Origin of the sequence: Streptomyces sp. Z423-1, assembly GCF_013009255.1 — a bacterium.
GTDB lineage: Bacteria > Actinomycetota > Actinomycetes > Streptomycetales > Streptomycetaceae > Streptomyces > Streptomyces gossypiisoli.
This window is the reverse complement of the sequence record NZ_CP053109.1, coordinates 5,053,886-5,069,787: the sequence shown is the minus strand read 5'-3', so window position 1 is coordinate 5,069,787 and position 15,902 is coordinate 5,053,886. Positions and strand designations below refer to the sequence as shown.

The window sequence follows — 15,902 nt, the reverse complement described above, 5'->3', positions numbered from 1 at the left end:
ACACATACGACCACCCACCGCATGTTCAATATCGACCACTCGAACGGGTGAATCTGCCGCCGGGCGCCATCCCTCCGGCTCTACCGGAGACGACACCCGGCGTCCGCGTCCGCCGCGACGACCCCCACCGACCCTCCCGCCCCAGCGCGTCCCGCACGGCCGCCACGACCGCGCCGCGCAGGTCACCCGCCGCCTCGCGCAGCCGCAACTTCCACGTCCGCGCGCAGCGACCGCGCCTCCGGAACGTCCACATCCAGCCGCCGCAGCAGCCGGTTCGCGAGCCCCACCACCGCCGCCGGTACCTGGAATCCGGTCGTCAGCGGCACCACCACCGCGTCCGCTGCGGCGGCCCTACGGGCCGGCCCCCGGGCGTCGGCGCCGTCCGGGACCCGCCAGCGCACTGACGAGAAGCGGGTTGGCTTTCGGCAGCCCGAGCGAACCCGTCGCCGCCTCCAGGGTCATCGCGTACGAGTCCACCGCACGGCGGACGTTCGGGGCGTCCAGGCTCGCGCCGGTCACCAGGCGGTCCAGATCCACGTACGCCGACCGCACGATCTCGATCCACCGGTAGACCTGCCAGTCGTTGCGCCAGCCACGGGTGTACTTGGGGTCCAGCCTGCTCTCCCAGCGGCGGAACATGCGGTCCCGGATCTCCGGTCGGGTGCGGGTGAGGTGCATGTGCCGGACCAGGTCGTACAGGGGGTCGCCGACCAGGGCCATCTCCCAGTCGATGATCGTCAGCGCCAGCCGGTCGGGGCGGCGTACGAGGTTCCACGGGTTCAGGTCGCCGTGCAGCAGCGCGGGCGCCCGGTGGGTCACCTGGTTCCGGGCGAGGATCTCGCGCAGGCGGGAGGCCTCGGGCAGGCCCAGCTCCCTGGCGAGCCGCCGCAGCTCCTGCGGCAGGTCGCGCACCAGCGCGACGAGCGACTCGCACAGCCAGGCGTGGAATCCGCCCTCGCCGGCCAGCGGGTCGACCCGCTTGTAGTCCACCCTGGTCAGCTCGCAGAGCTGGTCGACGAGCCCGTCCGCCTCGTGCGGCAGCAGGCCGTGCTCCGGGTGCCGGGGCGGCTCGTCGATGTCGTGCGAACCGACGTAGGTGTGGAGGGTGAAACGCTCCCCCTGGTGGTCCCGGCCCAGCGCGAGGGCTCTGGGGGCCGCCACCTGGAGCCGTGACTCCTCGATGGCCCTCAGCACGGCGTGCTCGCTGAGGTAGCGGGGCTCGCGCGGGCACACGTTCGCCACCTTGCGGCGCACCACCACGGGGAAGTCGACGCCGTCCACCAGGACCACGGAGTTGAGGTGCGCGGTGCCCTTGAACACCCGCCCGGCCGGGGCCGCGCCCTCCTCGCGCAGGGCCTCCGCCACCGCCTCGCGAGGGAAGTCGGGGCGCTCCGGCACCCGCTCGTCCGGCTCCCACCGGACGGCCCGCGGCACCCGCCCCCGGCCGCGGCGGGAGGCGCACCACCGGTAGAGGATCGACTCGATCTCGGAGACGCCCGGCGGGTTCATCAGCCGCAGCGGTTCGGCCGCCGCCGTCAGGGCCCGGTGCACCGCCGCCGTCGCATCGTCCAGGCTCTTCTGGTCGAACGAACCCTCGAGCCCGTTCACGGCACGCATCACGTCGGGATAGACGGACTGCGCCCGTTCGAAGTCGACGTAGTGGCGCAGGTCCCTGGCCAGGCCGTTGACGGCCGACGGGCGCACCGCCGCCATGGCCTCGGCCCACGCATCGATCACCTCGTCCCACTGGAAGGACGGGTACCGCATGCGCACGAGATGGGTCGCGAGGTCGTGCAGGGGGTCGCCGTACGTGGCCAGCTCCCAGTCGACGCAGATGAGCGGCGGGTCCCCGTCGTACGACACGATCAGGTTGTCGCGGTGCAGGTCCGCGTGGAGCAGGCTGTAGGGCCGCCGCGCCATGGCCGGCACCCGCTCGCTCAGCCGGACCAGCGCGTCCTCCGGGATGCCGAGGGCCTTGAACAGTCCACCGAAGGCAGTCCAATTGGGCTGCCGGATCTGCCGGTCCGCGAGGTGGACGAGGGTCTGGAGGAAGGCCTGGCTGTCCGTGTCGTTGCCGGGCCAGTGCCCCGGCAGCGGCGGCAGCGCTCCGCGCCGCACCTGAGCCGTCTGCGCGACCAGCCGGGCCAGCTCTCTTATGAGCAGCGCGTCGACCGGCTTGTCGTTTCCGCAGACGCTGGAGAGCGGCACACCCTCCACAAAGCTGTGGATCGCGAAGCCGTTCCCCTGGGCCAGGCACTGCGGCACATGGGGCAGGACCCCGCGGATGGCACCGAGAATCTGCGCCTCGTCCTGCCAGGTCCTGATCACCACGGGCAGCGCGTCGCGGCGCCGGACGCGCACGGTCACGGGCGTACCGGCCGCCCGGTTCAGCAGCGCCGCGAGCTTCTCCGGCAGCGGCACCAGGTAGTTGCGGTTGTGGTGCCCGCTGATCATCTGCCCGTGCGCCTCGGCATACGCCACGAGCTCCGTGACGGCGGCGTCGGGTGAGCGCTCCCCCCGAGCGGTACGAGGATGAGGAGGTGCGCCCACTGGCCGCTCCGGGGATCATTCACAGGATGGATGGGTACGGCAAACGCTAGAGGTCAGCAGACATCCTTACGACCTGGGCCGCGCGTCGAGTGGGCACAACGGGTGGTGTGCCGCTCGTCTGCGGGAGGCCGCCTGGCGGGCCGGTTCGCCATGCCATACGGATGTACGAGAGCGATTGCTCATACGGTGCGGGCATGCTAGCGCACCGGTCAGCCCCGCTCGGTGAGGTGGTCCCACACCGAGTCGAACCACGCCTGCATGCTGCCCACGAACACCGATCCCGGCGAGCCCGGATCCGCGTCCTTGACGTGATGCGTCAGTGTGGCGCCGAGGCCCAGGACATCCAGGGCGGTGACCTTCCGGCCGTCGCCCAGATCCAGCTGACGTTCCATCACCTCGTACGGGCCGTGCAGTGCCTCGGCGCCGTTGAAGAGATAGAGCTTGAACACCGGTGTCAGCGGTACGTGGCGGATCTGCACGTCGACGGCCGGCACCAGACCCTCCGTCTGCAGGTCCGCCAGCACGCCCCGCAGTGACGCGGTGTGGTGCTTCGTGATGGCGTTCAGACGTGCCCGCATGCGCGGATCGTCCGTGTCGCCCTTGACCCGCGGATAGGGCAGCGGCAGCGCCCTGGAGGGCAGGAGCATGCGCAGGGCGATGCGCTGGGGTGCGATGAAGCCGCCGCGGATCCGCTCCGCCTGGAGCCGGATGTGCGCGTCCAGGGTCTCGGACGTCAAGGTGTAGACGTCCATCGACACCTGCGGCTGCTCGAAGGCCTCGCTGATGAGCGGGCCGAGGGTGACGCCCCGGCGCGATCTGGTCGCCCTGGCTGTCGAGGACTGTATGCGCTGGGTCTTCACGACCCGCGACCCGCTGCCCTGCTTGGACTCGATCCAGCCCTCGTCGGACAACTCCCGCAGGGCCCGCTGGACGGTGTCCCGCGAGACCCCGAACTCGTCCGCGAGGTGGCGCTGCGAGGGCAGGAAGGAGCGCAGGGGGTACGTCCCGTCGGTCATCCGGGCCCGCAGCTCGTCGGAGACCCGCTGGAACTCCCTGCCACTGCCGTCGCCCGCTCGGGGCTGCCGAACGCTCACGCGTCGACCGTACCGCCTACCGCATCCCGTCCACCAGCCCACCAATTTCGGTCAACTGGTCGGCTGGAGCGATGGGTTGGTTAAGCGATCAGACGGGCCGGGGAGACCCACATCAGGCAACCAGTCCAATTGGACTGCCAGTTGATCGCTTGACTGGAAGCGGAGGGGGGTGAAGGGGATGTGGATGCTTCTGTTCCAGACACTGCGGGGACTCCTGGAAGTCGTCGTCGGTCTGTTGACGCAGGCACGGCTCGGCGTGGTGGGTGTGGCGCTCCTGTTCGTGATCGGCGTGGGCATACGCGCGCGCCACAGCGGACTGGCCGTGGGCGCCGCCGTGGTGCTGGCGCTGCTGATGACTCAGGCCTGACGCCGGACCGCCTTCAGCACCGTCTCCAGCGAGCCGACGACTTCCGTGGCACCGGCGTCGCGCAGCTGTGTCTCCTTGGCCTGGTTACGCGCGTAGCCGAGAAACGGAACACCGGCCTTCCGCGCGGCTTCCAGGTCGGAGGGTGTGTCGCCGATCATCAGCGCGGCCGAGGGAGCCGCTCCGAGGGCGTGCAGGGCGCGGTGGAGGCAGTGCGGGTGGGGCTTGAGGTGGTGGAGGTCCTGGGTGCGGCCGTAGATGTGCGGCGCGAAGCAAGCCAGGAGGCCGCGGCTCGTCAGGTACTCGCGGACCACGCGGGGGGAGTTGTTGGTGGTGATCGCCAGCCGGGATCCCACGGCCGTCCAGGTGCGTATCAGCGGGTCGGCGTACGCGGTGGGCATCGCCAGGGGCGCGGCCTTCAGCTCCTCTTTGGTGAGACGTTCCTCCAGCTCGGCCACCAGGTCACTGCCGCGCTGCCGCCGGTCGACGGCGCGCAGCACGGCGTGCGGATCCAGGGACTGGCGCTCCCGCTCCGTCAGCAGCCCCCGCAAGCCTCTGCCCTCCAGCCACTCCACGAGGTCGCTCGCCACGCCCTCCGCCGAGTGGCCGGCGAAAAGCCGGCAGATCGGACCGTCGAAGTCCCACAGGACTACGCGCGCGTCCGCGATGAGGGCCCGCAGTCCTTCCGTGTCGTCGCGGGTCTGTGAGGTCGCCGATGTCACCTGATCAGTCTGGGTCGTATCAGAAGTCACTAGGAGAGTGTCAGGTCCGTCGTGATGGTTTCCCAGAGGGCGTCGAACCACAGCTGCGATTGCTCCACGAACGCCGCGTCCCGCCGGCCCGCCTGCCGCTCGAAGGAGAACAGGAGGGACTCGGTACCCAGGACGTCGTACATGTCCAGGGGGCCGCTCGGGTCGTCCTCCGCGCGGCGCGTGACCATGTAGTACGCCATCAGCGCCTCCACGCCGTTGAGCAGGTAGAGCTTCACCGGCGGGGTGAACGGCAGCGCGCGGAAGGTGACGCGTACGTCGATGCCGTGCGAGGTGCGCAGGGCGCGCAGGTTGTGCTGGAGGACCTGGCCCTGGGCGTTGCGCTGCGCGAGCCAGCGCTGGTGGACCGGGTCCTCGTCGCCGCCGCCCTCGACCGAGATCGGAAAGGCGAGGTTGATCTCCCGGGAGGGCAGCAGGATGCGTACGTCGATCGACTGGGGGTGGACGCGGCCCTCGTGGATCGCGCGGACCGGCTCGCTCAGGGCCAGCATCAGGGTCTCGGCGGTGAGGCAGGCGGCGTCGATACGGACGTGGGGGACGGCGAAGGCCGCCGTCAGGCGGGGCGCGAGGCCGACCATCGTGGGCTGGGGCTCGCCGCTCGTCACGGCGGGTTCCGCGATGCGTGGCGGGCTGCCCTTGCTGACGTTGCTGAGCAGGCCGTCCTCCTGGAGGACGCGCAGGGCCTGGCGGACGGTGCCGCGCTCCACGCCGAACTCCTCGGCGAGCTCGGCCTGGGTGGGCAGGCGGTCGCCCGCCTTCAGGTCGCCGCTGCGGATGCGGTCCCGCAGGGTGTCGGCGATCTCCCGGGGCGAGAGCCTTCTGCCGCCGTTCACTGCCACGTTCTCCTGGGTCACGACCAAACGCTACAACTCAAAACCATCTGACGGAAGTTGCTCACGAGTTGTTTATGGGCACCTGCCAAGTGGGGACAACTCAATCAAAGTTGGTTGCCAACTTCCATATAACTCGCCCCAGTTGGCGGAAGCTTTGCCTCCCCGGCAGCCCGAAGGGGGAATCACCATGCCAGCCCTCGCTCTCCTCTCCGCGGTCTTCGTCATCGGCTTCGAGCAGATCGTCGCATGGCAGTACGGCGCGACCGGCGTGGTCGGCCTGCTCCTGCTCACCATCGGAATCAAGGCGAAGAGCCCGGTCGTCAGCTCCATCGGGGCGGTCGTGCTCGCACTCCTGGTCACCGGCCCCGTCAGGTGACCGACCCGCACCCCGGGAGGCGTCAGTTCGTGAGCACCAGCTCCGAACTGATCGTCTCCCACAGCGCGTTGAACCACAGGTGGGACTGCTCCACGAACGCCGCGTCGCGCAGCCCGGCGCCCTGCTCGAAGGCGAAGAGCATCGACCGGGTGCCCTCGGCGTCGTACAGCTGGAGCTGTTCGTGGTCGATCTCCTGCTCGCGGCGCCTGAGCGTGTAGTACGCGAACAGTGCCTCCGCGCCGTTGAGCAGGTACAGCTTCACCGGCGGCGTGAACGGCAGGGCCCGAAAGGAGACCTGCACGTCGATCCCGTGCGTGGAGCGCAGCGCCAGCAGATTGTGCTGAAGCACGTGCCCCTGCGCGTTGCGCATCGCGAGCCACCGCTCGTGCAGCCGGTCGGCGTCCGCCGGGTCCACCGGCACCGGGAAGGCGAGGTCGATCTCCCGGCTGGGCAGCAGGACACGCACGTCGACCTTGGCCGGTTTCAGCTCACCCGCGTGGATCCGGCGCAGCGGCTCGCCCATCGAGAGCGTGAGCGATATCGAGGTCAGGCAGATGGCGTCGATCGCCACGTGCGGGGCCGCGAAGGCGGCCGCTATCCGCGGGGCGAGCGCCACGGTGGTGGGCTGGGGCGGGGCTCCCGGGCCGGCCGGCACCCGGTCCGGGTCGGGGGCCACCGTCGCCGGGCTCCCTTTGGACACGTTGGTGAGCAGCCGCTCCTCCTGCAGGATGCGCAGGGCCTGCCGGACCGTCCCGCGATCGACGCCGAACTCCTCGGCCAGCCGGGCCTGGGTGGGCATGCGCTGGCCCGGCTGCAGGACCCGGTCCCTGATCCGGGCGCGCAGCTCGTCGGCCACCTGGCGGTGTGACATCTGTGGCGGCTGTGACCTCTTCCGTCCATTGACGGAGACGTGTTCCCGGTCCACGACCAAACACTACAACTTCCCGCCATCTTTCGGCAGTTCAGAAGTAGGTGGTTATGAGACGCTTCCAAGTGGAGATAAGCACAGTGAAGTTGGTCGCCAACTTCAGCAAGCTGGTCAAGCGTCCCGAGGGTTGGCTCGGACCGATCGGGCTCCCTTCCGGAGGGGAGCCGGGAGTTCGGTCGGTCGGCACAGCCACAACTGCACAGCGACAACTCAACATCGACAACTGAACAACTCAACATCGCCAACTGCACAGCGACAACTGAACAAGCAGAGGGATCAGCCACAACTGAACAGCACGCTACGGATAGCGGAAACACCCACCCGTCACCGGCAGGAGGGAGCACTCAGAACAGGTCCGGGCACCAAGGCCGCCTGGACGTGCGCAGCAGGGCGTCGGCCGAACGGGCGGCGCCCGCTCGTTCTTCCCGCACCCGGCCCAGCGCCGCCAGCCGCACCGCCGACTCGTCGCCCAGCCACAGCGCCGCCAGATCAGCGACGTCCAGCGTGAGGTCGGCGCTCTCGGTGCTCGGCGCGCAGGACGCGCCCTGCGCCGACGCCTCCAACCGGTACCGCCCGCCCGCGAGCCCGGCCGCGTCGACGACCTCCAGCACCAGCGAGCCCTCCCCCTCGTACGTCCGCGCCTGAAGCGCCCGTACGACGTCCAGGATCCGCACCCACAGCCAGTCGGCCTGCGTGGTGACTCGGGCGGCACGCGGGTCCGGCAGGTAGAGCGGCAGCAGGTCGTCCGGGGCCCGCCAGCCGGTCTTCACCTGGGTGATCCAGTCGATCGAGCAGAGGTAGTGCCACAGAGCGCGCTCGGCGGCCGGGGTCACCGCGATCAGCCAGTTCACGTCGGCGGTGTCGTGCGGCTGCTTGCCGTGCCAGTTGTCGTCGGCCTCGTAGGACACCATGCCCTCGACCTCGCCGGTGGCCGAGCGGTGGACGGCGTAGAAGGGCTCGGTCCAGGACCCGTTGTAGCGCAGGGCGCCGGTGTTGTACCGCCACCACAGCTCGTTGCGGCTGACCGCGCCGGGCTGGGCGCGGCGCAGCCGTTCGTGCAGTTCGGGGCCGAGCTTGCGGATGTCCTCGCCGTCCACGATGTCGATCCGGCCGCCGTCCTCCGGGCCCGACCAGCGGGCGTCGAGGCCCGTGCGGGGCACGTCGATGGTCCACTCGGTCGTCCAGGTGGCCGGTCCGAAGCCGTAGCGGCCGTAGATCGGGTACTCGGCGGCGATCAGGGTCGCGACGACGTCCCCGCGTTCCTTCGCGGCCGCCAGGTCCTGGGTCATCATGCGGCTGAGGAGGCCGCGGCGACGGTGCGTGGGGGTGACGGTGACATTGGATATGGCGTCGGCCGGCACGGCGGCGCCGCCCACGGCCGTGAGCTCCTGCGCGAAGGAACGGAACGTCGCGACACACCGCTCGCCGTCGAACGCACCGAGCAGCCTGCCCGGCACGAACTGGTGACGGCGGGCCTGAAGCTGCTCTTCCGTCGGCGTCGGCTCCCGCAGGAAGCCGACGTTCAGGGCGCGATGCCAGTCCTCGAAGTCGGCTTCGGTGATCGGGCGTACGGGCAGCTCGTCGCGACGCGTCATACGTGCACGGTAGGCGTACGACGGGGCCGGTGTCGCGGGGTTTTCACCGGCACCGACACCGCCACATCAACGACTGGCGCCACATCGACGGGCCGCCGTCACGCAACAGGTCCCCGCCCCAGCACCACCGCGTCACAGCAGCAGGTCGTCGACCTGCGCCTCCCCCTCCCGGTACCGGCGCGCGATCTCCGCGCTGCACTCGTCGGCGGTGCGCTGCAGCCGCTGCCGTCGCCGGGACACCTGCTGCTCGTACTGCACGAGCCGTCCCATCGCGGTGGTCAGTTCCAGGTCGGTGCGCGCGTCCAGCGCGGACAGTTCGACCTCGGCCAGCATGTCCGCGGCCAGCCGCCGGTACTCCTCGTTGTGCGGGGTGCCCAGCGTCACATGGCGCGCGGAGGAGCGGTACCGCGCCGGGGCGTCCGTGAGGATCTCCGGCAGCCGCTCCACCACCGAGGCCTCGGCCGTGTCCGTGTCCACCGGGGAGGCCTGTCCCCGGCGCGCCAGCTCCGCCCGCAGGATGTCGATCCGTCCCTGGAGCAGCCGCCGTACATAACTGAGATCCGCCTCGTCGCGCTGGGCGTCCCGGCGCAGGGTGCGCAGTTCGGCCAGGCTCAGCGCGGTCAGATCGGGCGCGGGCGGATCGGGCGGCAGCTGTGGGCTGTCGGTGCGCTGCACGGGCGGCCGGAGTGAGTCCTGGGCTCCCGCATGGGTCAACGAGACAGCCCCAGGCGGCTGCCCGGTACTCGGTGTTCTCATGTGCCTCTACCGTCCCCTCGACCGACTGTTGCAACATCGTGCCACCCCAAGTGGCCGCTATGTGACCGAGTGCCCCCGAACAGCCCCAGATGGGGGGTTAGGGATCAAAAAGAGTGCTGGTCCGGACCACCCCCGAAGCCCGGTGACAGCGCCCGGCATGATGGTCGTATGCGTGCAGTGGTGCAGAGGGTGGACGGCGCGAGCGTCGTCGTTGACGGCGAGACCGTCGGGGAGATCATCGGCGAGGGGCTGTGCGTCCTGGTCGGCGTGACGCACGAGGACACCAAGGAGAAGGCGGCCCAGCTCGCCCGCAAGCTCTGGTCGCTGCGGATGCTGCACGACGAGAAGTCGTGCAGCGACATCGACGCCCCGCTCCTCGTGATCAGCCAGTTCACCCTTTACGGCGACGCCCGCAAGGGCCGCCGCCCCACCTGGAACGCGGCCGCGCCCGGCGACGTGGCCGAGCCGCTGGTCGACGAGGTGGTCGCGCAGCTGCGCGCACTGGGCGCGACGGTGCAGACGGGCCGGTTCGGCGCGAGGATGCGGGTGTCACTGACGAACGACGGCCCGTTCACGGTCCTCATCGAGGTTTAGGGCCTGTTGCGAAAGTCCCGCCTGCCCCGCGACGCCCGGCACGCACTCTCGCCGCAGGGCCCGCCCTCCGGGCGGACGACGGGACTTTCGCAACAGGCCCTAGGGCGCTACGACGACTTCCTGGGCAGCGGCCGTGTCCCCCGCCACCAGTCGCGCGTCCACCGGCACGTTCCGCTTCACCAGCGCGAGCGCGACCGGGCCCAGCTCGTGGTGCCGTACGGACGTCGTCACAAAGCCGATCTTGCGGCCGTCGGGGCCCTCGTCCGCGAGCCGGATCTCCGTGCCGTGCGTCGGCAGATGCACCTCGCTGCCGTCGAGGTGGAGGAAGACCAGCCGGCGCGGCGGCTTGCCCAGGTTCTGCACCCGGGCGACCGTCTCCTGCCCCCGGTAGCAGCCCTTCTGCAGATGCACGGCGGTGCCGATCCAGCCCAGCTCGTGCGGGATGGTGCGGTGGTCGGTCTCGAAGCCGAGCCGGGGCCGGTGCTGCTCGACGCGCAGCGCCTCGTACGCCAGGATCCCGGCCGCGGGCCCCGCCTTCGCGGCGTACGACTCCAGGTCGGCGCGCGGGAGGAACAGATCACGGCCGTACGCCGTCTCCCGTACGACGACCCCCTCCGGCACCTCGGCGATGGAACCGGCCGGCAGGTGCACCACCCCGTAGTCGGCGGTGCGGTCGGTGACCTCGACCTTGTAGAAGAACTTCATCGACTCCAGGTACGCGAGCAGCGCGTCCTGGGTGCCGGGTTCGACGTGGGCCCAGACGGTCGTGCCGTCGTCCACGAGGTAGAGCGCGTGTTCGATGTGGCCGTGCGCGGAGAGGATCAGCGCCTCGGTGGCCTCGCCCGCGGGCAGGTCGCTGACGTGCTGGGTGAGCAGCAGATGCAGCCAGCTCAGCCGGTCCTCGCCGGAGACGGTGACGACGCCGCGGTGCGACAGGTCGACGAAACCGGTCCCGTCGGCGAGGGCGCGTTGCTCGCGGAACAGGTCGCCGTAGTGGGCGGCGACGCCTTCGTCGACCCCTTCGGCGGGGACGGCGCCGGGCAGGGACAGCAGGGGGCTCTTCATACGCACAAGCCTACGACTCGGTAGCTAACCCCCGGCCGCCGAACCCTTGTTGCCCTGGTTGCCCTCGTTGCCCGTGCTGCCCGTGCTGGTCGAACCCTTGGCAGCCGTACAGTCCTTGCACCGGCCGAAGATCGCGAAGTGCTTCATGTCGGTGTCGAAGTCGAACGTCTCGCGCAGCTTGGCGGTGAACTCGGCGGCGACGGAGACATCCGCCTCGATGACGTTCGTGCAGTCGCGGCAGACCAGATGGAGATGGTGGTGCCGGTCGGCGAGGTGGTACGTCGGCGCCCCGTGCCCGAGGTGCGCGTGGCTGACCAGCCCGAGCTCCTCCAGAAGCTCCAGCGTCCGGTACACCGTCGAAATGTTGACCCCCGACGCCGTCTTCCGCACTTCCGCGAGGATGTCGTCGGGGGTCGCGTGCTCCAGGGTGTCCACGGCTTCGAGCACGAGTTGCCGCTGCGGCGTCAGCCGGTAGCCGCGCTGCCGCAGATCGCTCTTCCAGTCGGTGCTCACCACACCGGCCAGTCTAGGACTACCTGAAGAAAGCGATCCCGTCGTCCGGCATGTCGTCCGGCAGGGCCTTGGCCCAGCGCTCGACGTCCTCGGGGGTGACGACCTTCTTCAGCTGGGCCGACATGTACGGCCGCAGCTCGACCTCGGGGGTCTGCTTCTCGCCGACCCACATCAGGTCGCCCTTGACGTAGCCGTACAGCCGCTTGCCCCCGCTGTACGGGCGAGAGGCGGCCGTGCGCGCGACCGCGTCCGTGGCCAGGTCGATCTGCGGCTTCTGGTCGGCCAGCTCGCCGTACCAGATCTCGATGACACCGTCGTCGCGGGTCATCGTGACCTCGACCTTGCGGCCGGCGTCGATGCGCCAGAAGGCGTGCTCGGACTCCAGGGGCCTGACCTTGTTGCCGTCCTTGTCGAGCACCCAGGTCTGGGAGTGGTACTCCAGGAAGTCCCGGCCGTCGTGCGTGAAGGTGACCTCCTGCCCGAAGTTGCACTTCTCGGCGCCGGGGAAGTCGTGCACGCCCGCGCCCGCCCAGTTGCCGAGCAGGAAGGCGAGGGGGACGAGGTCCTTGTGGAGGTCGGACGGGATCTCGATCATGAGCAGCTCAGAAGTCTCGTACGTGGGTGGGGGAGGTCAGCGCTGGCCCTGGTACAGCTTCTTCACGGCCAGACCGGTGAAGGCGAGGACGCCGACGCAGACCAGGACCAGCAGAATTTCGAAGAAGAGGATCACGGGGTGCTCCTTGGTGAGCGGGGTGCGTGGTGCACAAGGCCGTGCTCAAGCTTACGCGGCTGGGGCACGGCCCTCTTTGTGAGGTACGCCCTCAGCGCAGCAGCCGGCTCTGCAGCACAGGTGCCGGCCACCCCCAGGTGACGTGATTACGATTCAGCCATGGCGAAGAAGCTGGTGATCAAGGTGACGGCGGGGGCGGACGCCCCCGAACGCTGCTCGCAGGCGTTCACGGTCGCGGCGGTGGCCGTGGCCAGCGGCGTGGACGTCTCCGTGTGGCTGACCGGCGAGTCCGCCTGGTTCGCCCTCCCGGGCCGGGCGGCCGAGTTCGAACTGCCGCACGCGGCCCCGCTGCCCGATCTGATCGACTCCATCCTGACCGCCGGCCGCCTCACCCTGTGCACCCAGTGCGCGGCCCGCCGCGACATCACGGAGAAGGACGTCATCGAGGGCGTGCGGATCGCGGGGGCGCAGGTGTTCGTCCAGGAGACGCTCGCGGAGGACACGCAGGCGCTCGTCTACTGAGGCCACCGAGGCTGCTGAGGCCACCGAGGCTACTGAGGCGTCTTCGTCCAGAGGCAGAACGGGTGCCCGGACGGGTCGAACAGCACGCGTACGTCGTCCTGGGGCTGGTACTCGGCGAGCGTGGCGCCCTCGGCGACCGCCCGCGCCGTCTCCGCCTGAAGATCGTCGACCTCGATGTCGAGGTGGAGCATCATCTGCTGGTCGCCGGGGTACCGGGTGGGCCAGACCGGTCGTACGTACTCGGGCTCCGTCTCGAAGGCGAGGGACGTGCCCGCGTGGCCCGGCGGAGGGCCGATGAGCACCCAGTGGGGCTCCTCGCTCCGCACCTCGTAGCCGAGCAGGCGCAGGTAGAAGCCGGCCAGTTCATGCGCGTCGTGCGCGTCGAGCACCACCGTGGACAGCCTCGCAGGCGACATGCCCGCCTTCCTACCGCGGCTTCTTCTTGCCGTCCAGCTCGTCCCACCACTCGTCCGACTGGGGGTCGCCCGACGGATCGTCCCACCAGCGGTCCTCCGGCCCCCGCCGGTTGGCGACCATCGCGGCGACGGGTGGGATCACCATGGCGACCACGCACATGGCCACGGCCGCCGGCGTCGACCACAGGCGTACGACTCCCCAGGCCAGGACGAACAGCCCGATGCAGGTGCCCATCATGGCGAAGTAGACGTGCCGACGCCGCGCGTACATACCTCCAGCCTAGGTCCGCACACGCGGAAGGGCCGCGCCCCAGGTGTCCAACCCGCGGGACGCGGCCCTTCTGCTCAGCTGCTCGCGCCGGGTCGTCAGACCGCGATCGCGACCTCCGCCAAGCCGCCCTTCTGGGCGACGACCGTGCGGTCGGCGGTGGCGCCACCGGGGACGAGGGCGCGGACGGTCCAGGTGCCCTCGGCCGCGTAGAAGCGGAACTGGCCCGTCGCGGAGGTCGGCACCTCCGCCGTGAACTCGCCGGTCGAGTCCAGCAGACGGACGTAGCCCGTCACCGGCTCGCCGTCGCGGGTCACCTGACCCTGGATCGTGGTCTCACCGGGCTTGATCGTCGAGGCGTCGGGGCCGCCGGCCTTCGCTCCACACATGTCTTTCTCCAGAAGGGGTCTGACCGGAAGGAAGGCCGGTCGGTTTCTGCGGGTGGGGTTGATTACTTGTTGGCGCCGAGCTCGATCGGGACGCCGACCAGGGAGCCGTACTCGGTCCAGGAGCCGTCGTAGTTCTTGACGTTCGGCACGCCGAGCAGCTCGTGCAGCACGAACCAGGTCAGCGCCGAGCGCTCACCGATACGGCAGTAGGCGATGGTGTCCTTGGCCAGGTCCACGTTCTCCTCGGCGTAGAGCTCCTTCAGCTCCTCGTCCGACTTGAACGTGCCGTCGTCGTTGGCGTTCTTCGACCACGGGATGTTGCGGGCGGTCGGGACGTGACCCGGACGCTGCGACTGCTCCTGCGGCAGGTGCGCCGGGGCGAGCAGCTTGCCGGAGAACTCGTCGGGGGACCGGACGTCGACCAGGTTCTGCGCGCCGATCGCGGCGACCACGTCGTCCCGGAAGGCACGGATCGAGGTGTCCTGCGGCTTGGCCTTGTAGTCGGTCGCGGCGCGCTCCGGCACCTCCTCGACCAGCTCGCGGGCGTCCAGCTCCCACTTCTTGCGGCCACCGTCGAGCAGCTTGACGTTCTCGTGGCCGTAGAGCTTGAAGTACCAGTAGGCGTACGAGGCGAACCAGTTGTTGTTGCCGCCGTAGAGGATCACCAGCGTGTCGTTGGCGATGCCCTTCTCCGACAGCAGCTTCTCGAAGCCGGCCTGGTCGATGAAGTCGCGGCGGACCGGGTCCTGGAGGTCCTTGGTCCAGTCGATGCGGATCGCGTTCTTGATGTGGTTCTTCTCGTAGGCGGTGGTGTCCTCGTCGACCTCGACAATGGCGATGCTCGGGTCGTCCAGGTGCTCCTGCAGCCAGTCGGCGTCGACCAGGACGTCGCTGCGGCTCATGCTCTTTCTCCTCCGGGGCAGTTGCGGCGGGGCGTGCGAGTGCGAGGGTGCGCTGGCGCCGGGACGGCCGACGCGGCGCACGAGTGCCCTCAGCAGGGCAGGGGTGAATGCGGAAGTCGAGGGCTTCCGCTCAGAAGGTGCGACAGAGCATGGCGGCAACGCGGCACAGGTCTACTGCCCGCCGCTTCGTGAGATCCGCCTGTCGCTTCATGCGGTCGAGCTTAGGGACGGTTGGGTGGGCGTGTCACCGGTGTGTCGAATCGTGAGACACGATCGTCCGGCATGCGGGAATGCAGAAGCGCCCGGTACGCCGCGACACGGCCTCCGGGCGCTTGCGTACGCCGTCACATCTGCGGTACGGACGGGGGTGTCTCGCCTGTCGGACAGCTGGCGCAGCTCGGACAGCTCGGACAGCTGGCACAGCTCGGACAGCTCGCAACAGCACGGACAGCTCGGAAAGCTTGGACGGCCGGATGCCGCTCCGGCCCGGTCCTACCCGGCCAGCTGCACGTTCGAACCCTTCACCGAGATCTCCACCCCGTTCTGCGCCGCCTCGACCTTGTCGAGCTTGACGCCGCCCGGGAGGTCGTCGATGGCCTGCTGGAAGTCGGTGATCTCACGGAGCGAGCCCTCGGCGAGATCCAGGCCCGCCAGGTCCGGCAGGGAGTCGGTGCGCACCTCGACGGTGTCGCCCTTGACGCTGACCGTGCTGAGCACGGACAGCTGCCGGGTGCCGATGACGGGGGCCTCCACCTCCAGCCCGACCTTGATCTTGCCGTTGCCGCCGTCGGAGAGGCTCACCACGTGGGCGGTGATGCCGGGGGCGACCTCCGTGGGCTCGGACTTCGCGGCCTTGAGCAGCTCGCCGTACGCGATGGTCGCCGTGCCGGTCGCGGAGGCGGCGGTGGCGGAGCTGAAGTCGCCGGAGAAGTCGACGCCCTTCATGTTCGCCCGCAGGTCGTCGATCCGGACCTGCTCGCCGTCGGCCGCGGCCGCCTCGTAGTCCTGGATGCCCACCTCGACGTCGTCCAGCGTGCCGCCGGCGACCTGGGTGAGGAACGGGAAGCCGTTGATGGACACCTCGGGCGTGGTGGACAGGCCCTCGGTGGTGCGCAGCCGGTCCGCGACCTCGCCCTCGGCGAAGTTGACCGCGAGCCGGTCGGCGGCCACGAACAGCCCGCCCAGGATCGCGAGGACGATCAGAAGTATTCGCAGCGCGCGCATGTTTTCCCACCCA

Annotated in this window: 19 protein-coding genes and 1 pseudogene; 4 read left to right on the top strand and 16 right to left on the bottom strand. The window is 69.9% G+C overall.

Going from position 1 to position 15,902, the window contains the following annotated elements; all coding sequences use genetic code 11:
* Positions 1-83: 83 nt before the first annotated feature.
* The 3 genes and pseudogenes from HJD23_RS44025 to HJD23_RS22675 form a co-directional block, all read right to left on the bottom strand.
* A pseudogene (locus tag HJD23_RS44025) lies at positions 84-338 on the bottom strand (AAA family ATPase); the annotation flags it as partial.
* A 13-nt stretch (positions 339-351) separates the two neighbouring features.
* Positions 352-2,454: an aminoglycoside phosphotransferase family protein gene (locus HJD23_RS22680; RefSeq protein WP_171111779.1), complete on the bottom strand. Its 2,103-nt coding sequence runs from the start codon at positions 2,452-2,454 to the stop codon at positions 352-354.
* A 305-nt stretch (positions 2,455-2,759) separates the two neighbouring features.
* Complete coding sequence (locus tag HJD23_RS22675; RefSeq protein ID WP_240980787.1) at positions 2,760-3,644, bottom strand: winged helix-turn-helix domain-containing protein; 885 nt, start codon at positions 3,642-3,644, stop codon at positions 2,760-2,762.
* A 184-nt stretch (positions 3,645-3,828) separates the two neighbouring features.
* Between HJD23_RS22675 and HJD23_RS22670 the strand changes: the two genes are divergently transcribed.
* Positions 3,829-4,011 (top strand): hypothetical protein, encoded by a 183-nt coding sequence (locus HJD23_RS22670; protein ID WP_171110538.1) that lies wholly within the window; start codon positions 3,829-3,831, stop codon positions 4,009-4,011.
* On the opposite strand, the gene HJD23_RS22665 is transcribed toward HJD23_RS22670, so the two are convergent.
* Together HJD23_RS22665 and HJD23_RS22660 are read right to left on the bottom strand one after the other, a co-directional pair.
* Positions 4,002-4,760 carry an HAD family hydrolase gene (locus tag HJD23_RS22665; protein ID WP_240980786.1) on the bottom strand — a complete coding sequence of 253 codons (759 nt, stop codon included), beginning with the start codon at positions 4,758-4,760 and terminating at the stop codon, positions 4,002-4,004. The two genes, HJD23_RS22670 and HJD23_RS22665, sit on opposite strands and share 10 nt — an antisense overlap.
* Positions 4,760-5,638 carry a winged helix-turn-helix domain-containing protein gene (locus HJD23_RS22660; protein WP_171110536.1) on the bottom strand — a complete coding sequence of 293 codons (879 nt, stop codon included), beginning with the start codon at positions 5,636-5,638 and terminating at the stop codon, positions 4,760-4,762. The genes HJD23_RS22665 and HJD23_RS22660 overlap by 1 nt, the downstream gene beginning before the upstream one ends.
* Before the next feature lie 160 nt (positions 5,639-5,798).
* Here HJD23_RS22660 and HJD23_RS22655 point away from each other — a divergent pair, with 160 nt between their 5' ends.
* Positions 5,799-5,987: a hypothetical protein gene (locus HJD23_RS22655; protein ID WP_171110535.1), complete on the top strand. Its 189-nt coding sequence runs from the start codon at positions 5,799-5,801 to the stop codon at positions 5,985-5,987.
* Between the two features lie 22 nt (positions 5,988-6,009).
* Here the strand turns inward: HJD23_RS22655 and HJD23_RS22650 are convergent, their stop codons facing one another.
* The 3 genes from HJD23_RS22650 to HJD23_RS22640 form a co-directional block, all read right to left on the bottom strand.
* Positions 6,010-6,918 carry a winged helix-turn-helix domain-containing protein gene (locus HJD23_RS22650; RefSeq protein WP_171110534.1) on the bottom strand — a complete coding sequence of 303 codons (909 nt, stop codon included), beginning with the start codon at positions 6,916-6,918 and terminating at the stop codon, positions 6,010-6,012.
* Positions 6,919-7,259: 341 nt separating this feature from the next.
* Positions 7,260-8,510, bottom strand: a complete 1,251-nt coding sequence (locus HJD23_RS22645) for a GNAT family N-acetyltransferase (RefSeq protein ID WP_171110533.1) — start codon at positions 8,508-8,510, stop codon at positions 7,260-7,262.
* Between the two features lie 132 nt (positions 8,511-8,642).
* Positions 8,643-9,266 carry an aerial mycelium formation protein gene (locus HJD23_RS22640; protein ID WP_171110532.1) on the bottom strand — a complete coding sequence of 208 codons (624 nt, stop codon included), beginning with the start codon at positions 9,264-9,266 and terminating at the stop codon, positions 8,643-8,645.
* A gap of 168 nt (positions 9,267-9,434) precedes the next feature.
* Between HJD23_RS22640 and dtd the strand changes: the two genes are divergently transcribed.
* Positions 9,435-9,860 (top strand): D-aminoacyl-tRNA deacylase, encoded by a 426-nt coding sequence (gene dtd, locus HJD23_RS22635; protein ID WP_171110531.1) that lies wholly within the window; start codon positions 9,435-9,437, stop codon positions 9,858-9,860.
* Positions 9,861-9,959: 99 nt separating this feature from the next.
* Here dtd and HJD23_RS22630 read toward each other — a convergent pair whose 3' ends face one another.
* The 3 genes from HJD23_RS22630 to HJD23_RS22620 are packed head-to-tail and all read right to left on the bottom strand — an operon-like array spanning position 9,960 to position 12,033.
* Positions 9,960-10,925: a folate-binding protein YgfZ gene (locus HJD23_RS22630; RefSeq protein ID WP_171110530.1), complete on the bottom strand. Its 966-nt coding sequence runs from the start codon at positions 10,923-10,925 to the stop codon at positions 9,960-9,962.
* Between the two features lie 24 nt (positions 10,926-10,949).
* Positions 10,950-11,441, bottom strand: coding sequence for a transcriptional repressor (locus tag HJD23_RS22625; RefSeq protein WP_171110529.1), 492 nt, complete (start codon positions 11,439-11,441; stop codon positions 10,950-10,952).
* A gap of 16 nt (positions 11,442-11,457) precedes the next feature.
* Positions 11,458-12,033, bottom strand: a complete 576-nt coding sequence (locus HJD23_RS22620) for an FABP family protein (RefSeq protein ID WP_171110528.1) — start codon at positions 12,031-12,033, stop codon at positions 11,458-11,460.
* 294 nt (positions 12,034-12,327) lie between these two features.
* On the opposite strand from HJD23_RS22620, the gene HJD23_RS22615 reads away from it, so the two are divergent.
* Positions 12,328-12,690 carry a DsrE family protein gene (locus HJD23_RS22615; protein ID WP_171110527.1) on the top strand — a complete coding sequence of 121 codons (363 nt, stop codon included), beginning with the start codon at positions 12,328-12,330 and terminating at the stop codon, positions 12,688-12,690.
* A 29-nt stretch (positions 12,691-12,719) separates the two neighbouring features.
* Here the strand turns inward: HJD23_RS22615 and HJD23_RS22610 are convergent, their stop codons facing one another.
* The 5 genes from HJD23_RS22610 to HJD23_RS22590 all read right to left on the bottom strand — a co-directional run bounded on the left by HJD23_RS22610 (position 12,720) and on the right by HJD23_RS22590 (position 15,889).
* A complete protein-coding gene (locus tag HJD23_RS22610; RefSeq protein WP_171110526.1) occupies positions 12,720-13,106 on the bottom strand; it encodes a VOC family protein in 387 nt (128 codons plus the stop codon).
* Between the two features lie 10 nt (positions 13,107-13,116).
* Entirely contained in the window at positions 13,117-13,377 is a 261-nt protein-coding gene (locus HJD23_RS22605) for a DUF3099 domain-containing protein (protein ID WP_171110525.1), read from the bottom strand.
* Positions 13,378-13,472: 95 nt separating this feature from the next.
* Positions 13,473-13,763 (bottom strand): DUF1416 domain-containing protein, encoded by a 291-nt coding sequence (locus HJD23_RS22600; RefSeq protein WP_039654704.1) that lies wholly within the window; start codon positions 13,761-13,763, stop codon positions 13,473-13,475.
* Positions 13,764-13,825: 62 nt separating this feature from the next.
* Positions 13,826-14,665: a sulfurtransferase gene (locus HJD23_RS22595; protein WP_171110524.1), complete on the bottom strand. Its 840-nt coding sequence runs from the start codon at positions 14,663-14,665 to the stop codon at positions 13,826-13,828.
* A 492-nt stretch (positions 14,666-15,157) separates the two neighbouring features.
* Positions 15,158-15,889, bottom strand: coding sequence for a DUF2993 domain-containing protein (locus HJD23_RS22590; protein WP_171110523.1), 732 nt, complete (start codon positions 15,887-15,889; stop codon positions 15,158-15,160).
* Between the last annotated feature and the right edge of the window lie 13 nt (positions 15,890-15,902).

What these genes read in the sequence shown, in the direction of transcription:
- HJD23_RS22680 (WP_171111779.1), bottom strand. Translation starts at nt 2,454, where the DNA reads ATGATCAGCGGGCACCACAACCGCAACTACCTGGTGCCGCTGCCGGAG.
- HJD23_RS22670 (WP_171110538.1), top strand. Translation starts at nt 3,829, where the DNA reads ATGCTTCTGTTCCAGACACTGCGGGGACTCCTGGAAGTCGTCGTCGGT.
- HJD23_RS22655 (WP_171110535.1), top strand. Translation starts at nt 5,799, where the DNA reads ATGCCAGCCCTCGCTCTCCTCTCCGCGGTCTTCGTCATCGGCTTCGAG.
- HJD23_RS22645 (WP_171110533.1), bottom strand. Translation starts at nt 8,510, where the DNA reads ATGACGCGTCGCGACGAGCTGCCCGTACGCCCGATCACCGAAGCCGAC.
- HJD23_RS22640 (WP_171110532.1), bottom strand. Translation starts at nt 9,266, where the DNA reads ATGAGAACACCGAGTACCGGGCAGCCGCCTGGGGCTGTCTCGTTGACC.
- dtd (WP_171110531.1), top strand. Translation starts at nt 9,435, where the DNA reads ATGCGTGCAGTGGTGCAGAGGGTGGACGGCGCGAGCGTCGTCGTTGAC.
- HJD23_RS22630 (WP_171110530.1), bottom strand. Translation starts at nt 10,925, where the DNA reads ATGAAGAGCCCCCTGCTGTCCCTGCCCGGCGCCGTCCCCGCCGAAGGG.
- HJD23_RS22620 (WP_171110528.1), bottom strand. Translation starts at nt 12,033, where the DNA reads ATGATCGAGATCCCGTCCGACCTCCACAAGGACCTCGTCCCCCTCGCC.
- HJD23_RS22615 (WP_171110527.1), top strand. Translation starts at nt 12,328, where the DNA reads ATGGCGAAGAAGCTGGTGATCAAGGTGACGGCGGGGGCGGACGCCCCC.
- HJD23_RS22610 (WP_171110526.1), bottom strand. Translation starts at nt 13,106, where the DNA reads ATGTCGCCTGCGAGGCTGTCCACGGTGGTGCTCGACGCGCACGACGCG.
- HJD23_RS22605 (WP_171110525.1), bottom strand. Translation starts at nt 13,377, where the DNA reads ATGTACGCGCGGCGTCGGCACGTCTACTTCGCCATGATGGGCACCTGC.
- HJD23_RS22600 (WP_039654704.1), bottom strand. Translation starts at nt 13,763, where the DNA reads ATGTGTGGAGCGAAGGCCGGCGGCCCCGACGCCTCGACGATCAAGCCC.
- HJD23_RS22595 (WP_171110524.1), bottom strand. Translation starts at nt 14,665, where the DNA reads ATGAGCCGCAGCGACGTCCTGGTCGACGCCGACTGGCTGCAGGAGCAC.
- HJD23_RS22590 (WP_171110523.1), bottom strand. Translation starts at nt 15,889, where the DNA reads ATGCGCGCGCTGCGAATACTTCTGATCGTCCTCGCGATCCTGGGCGGG.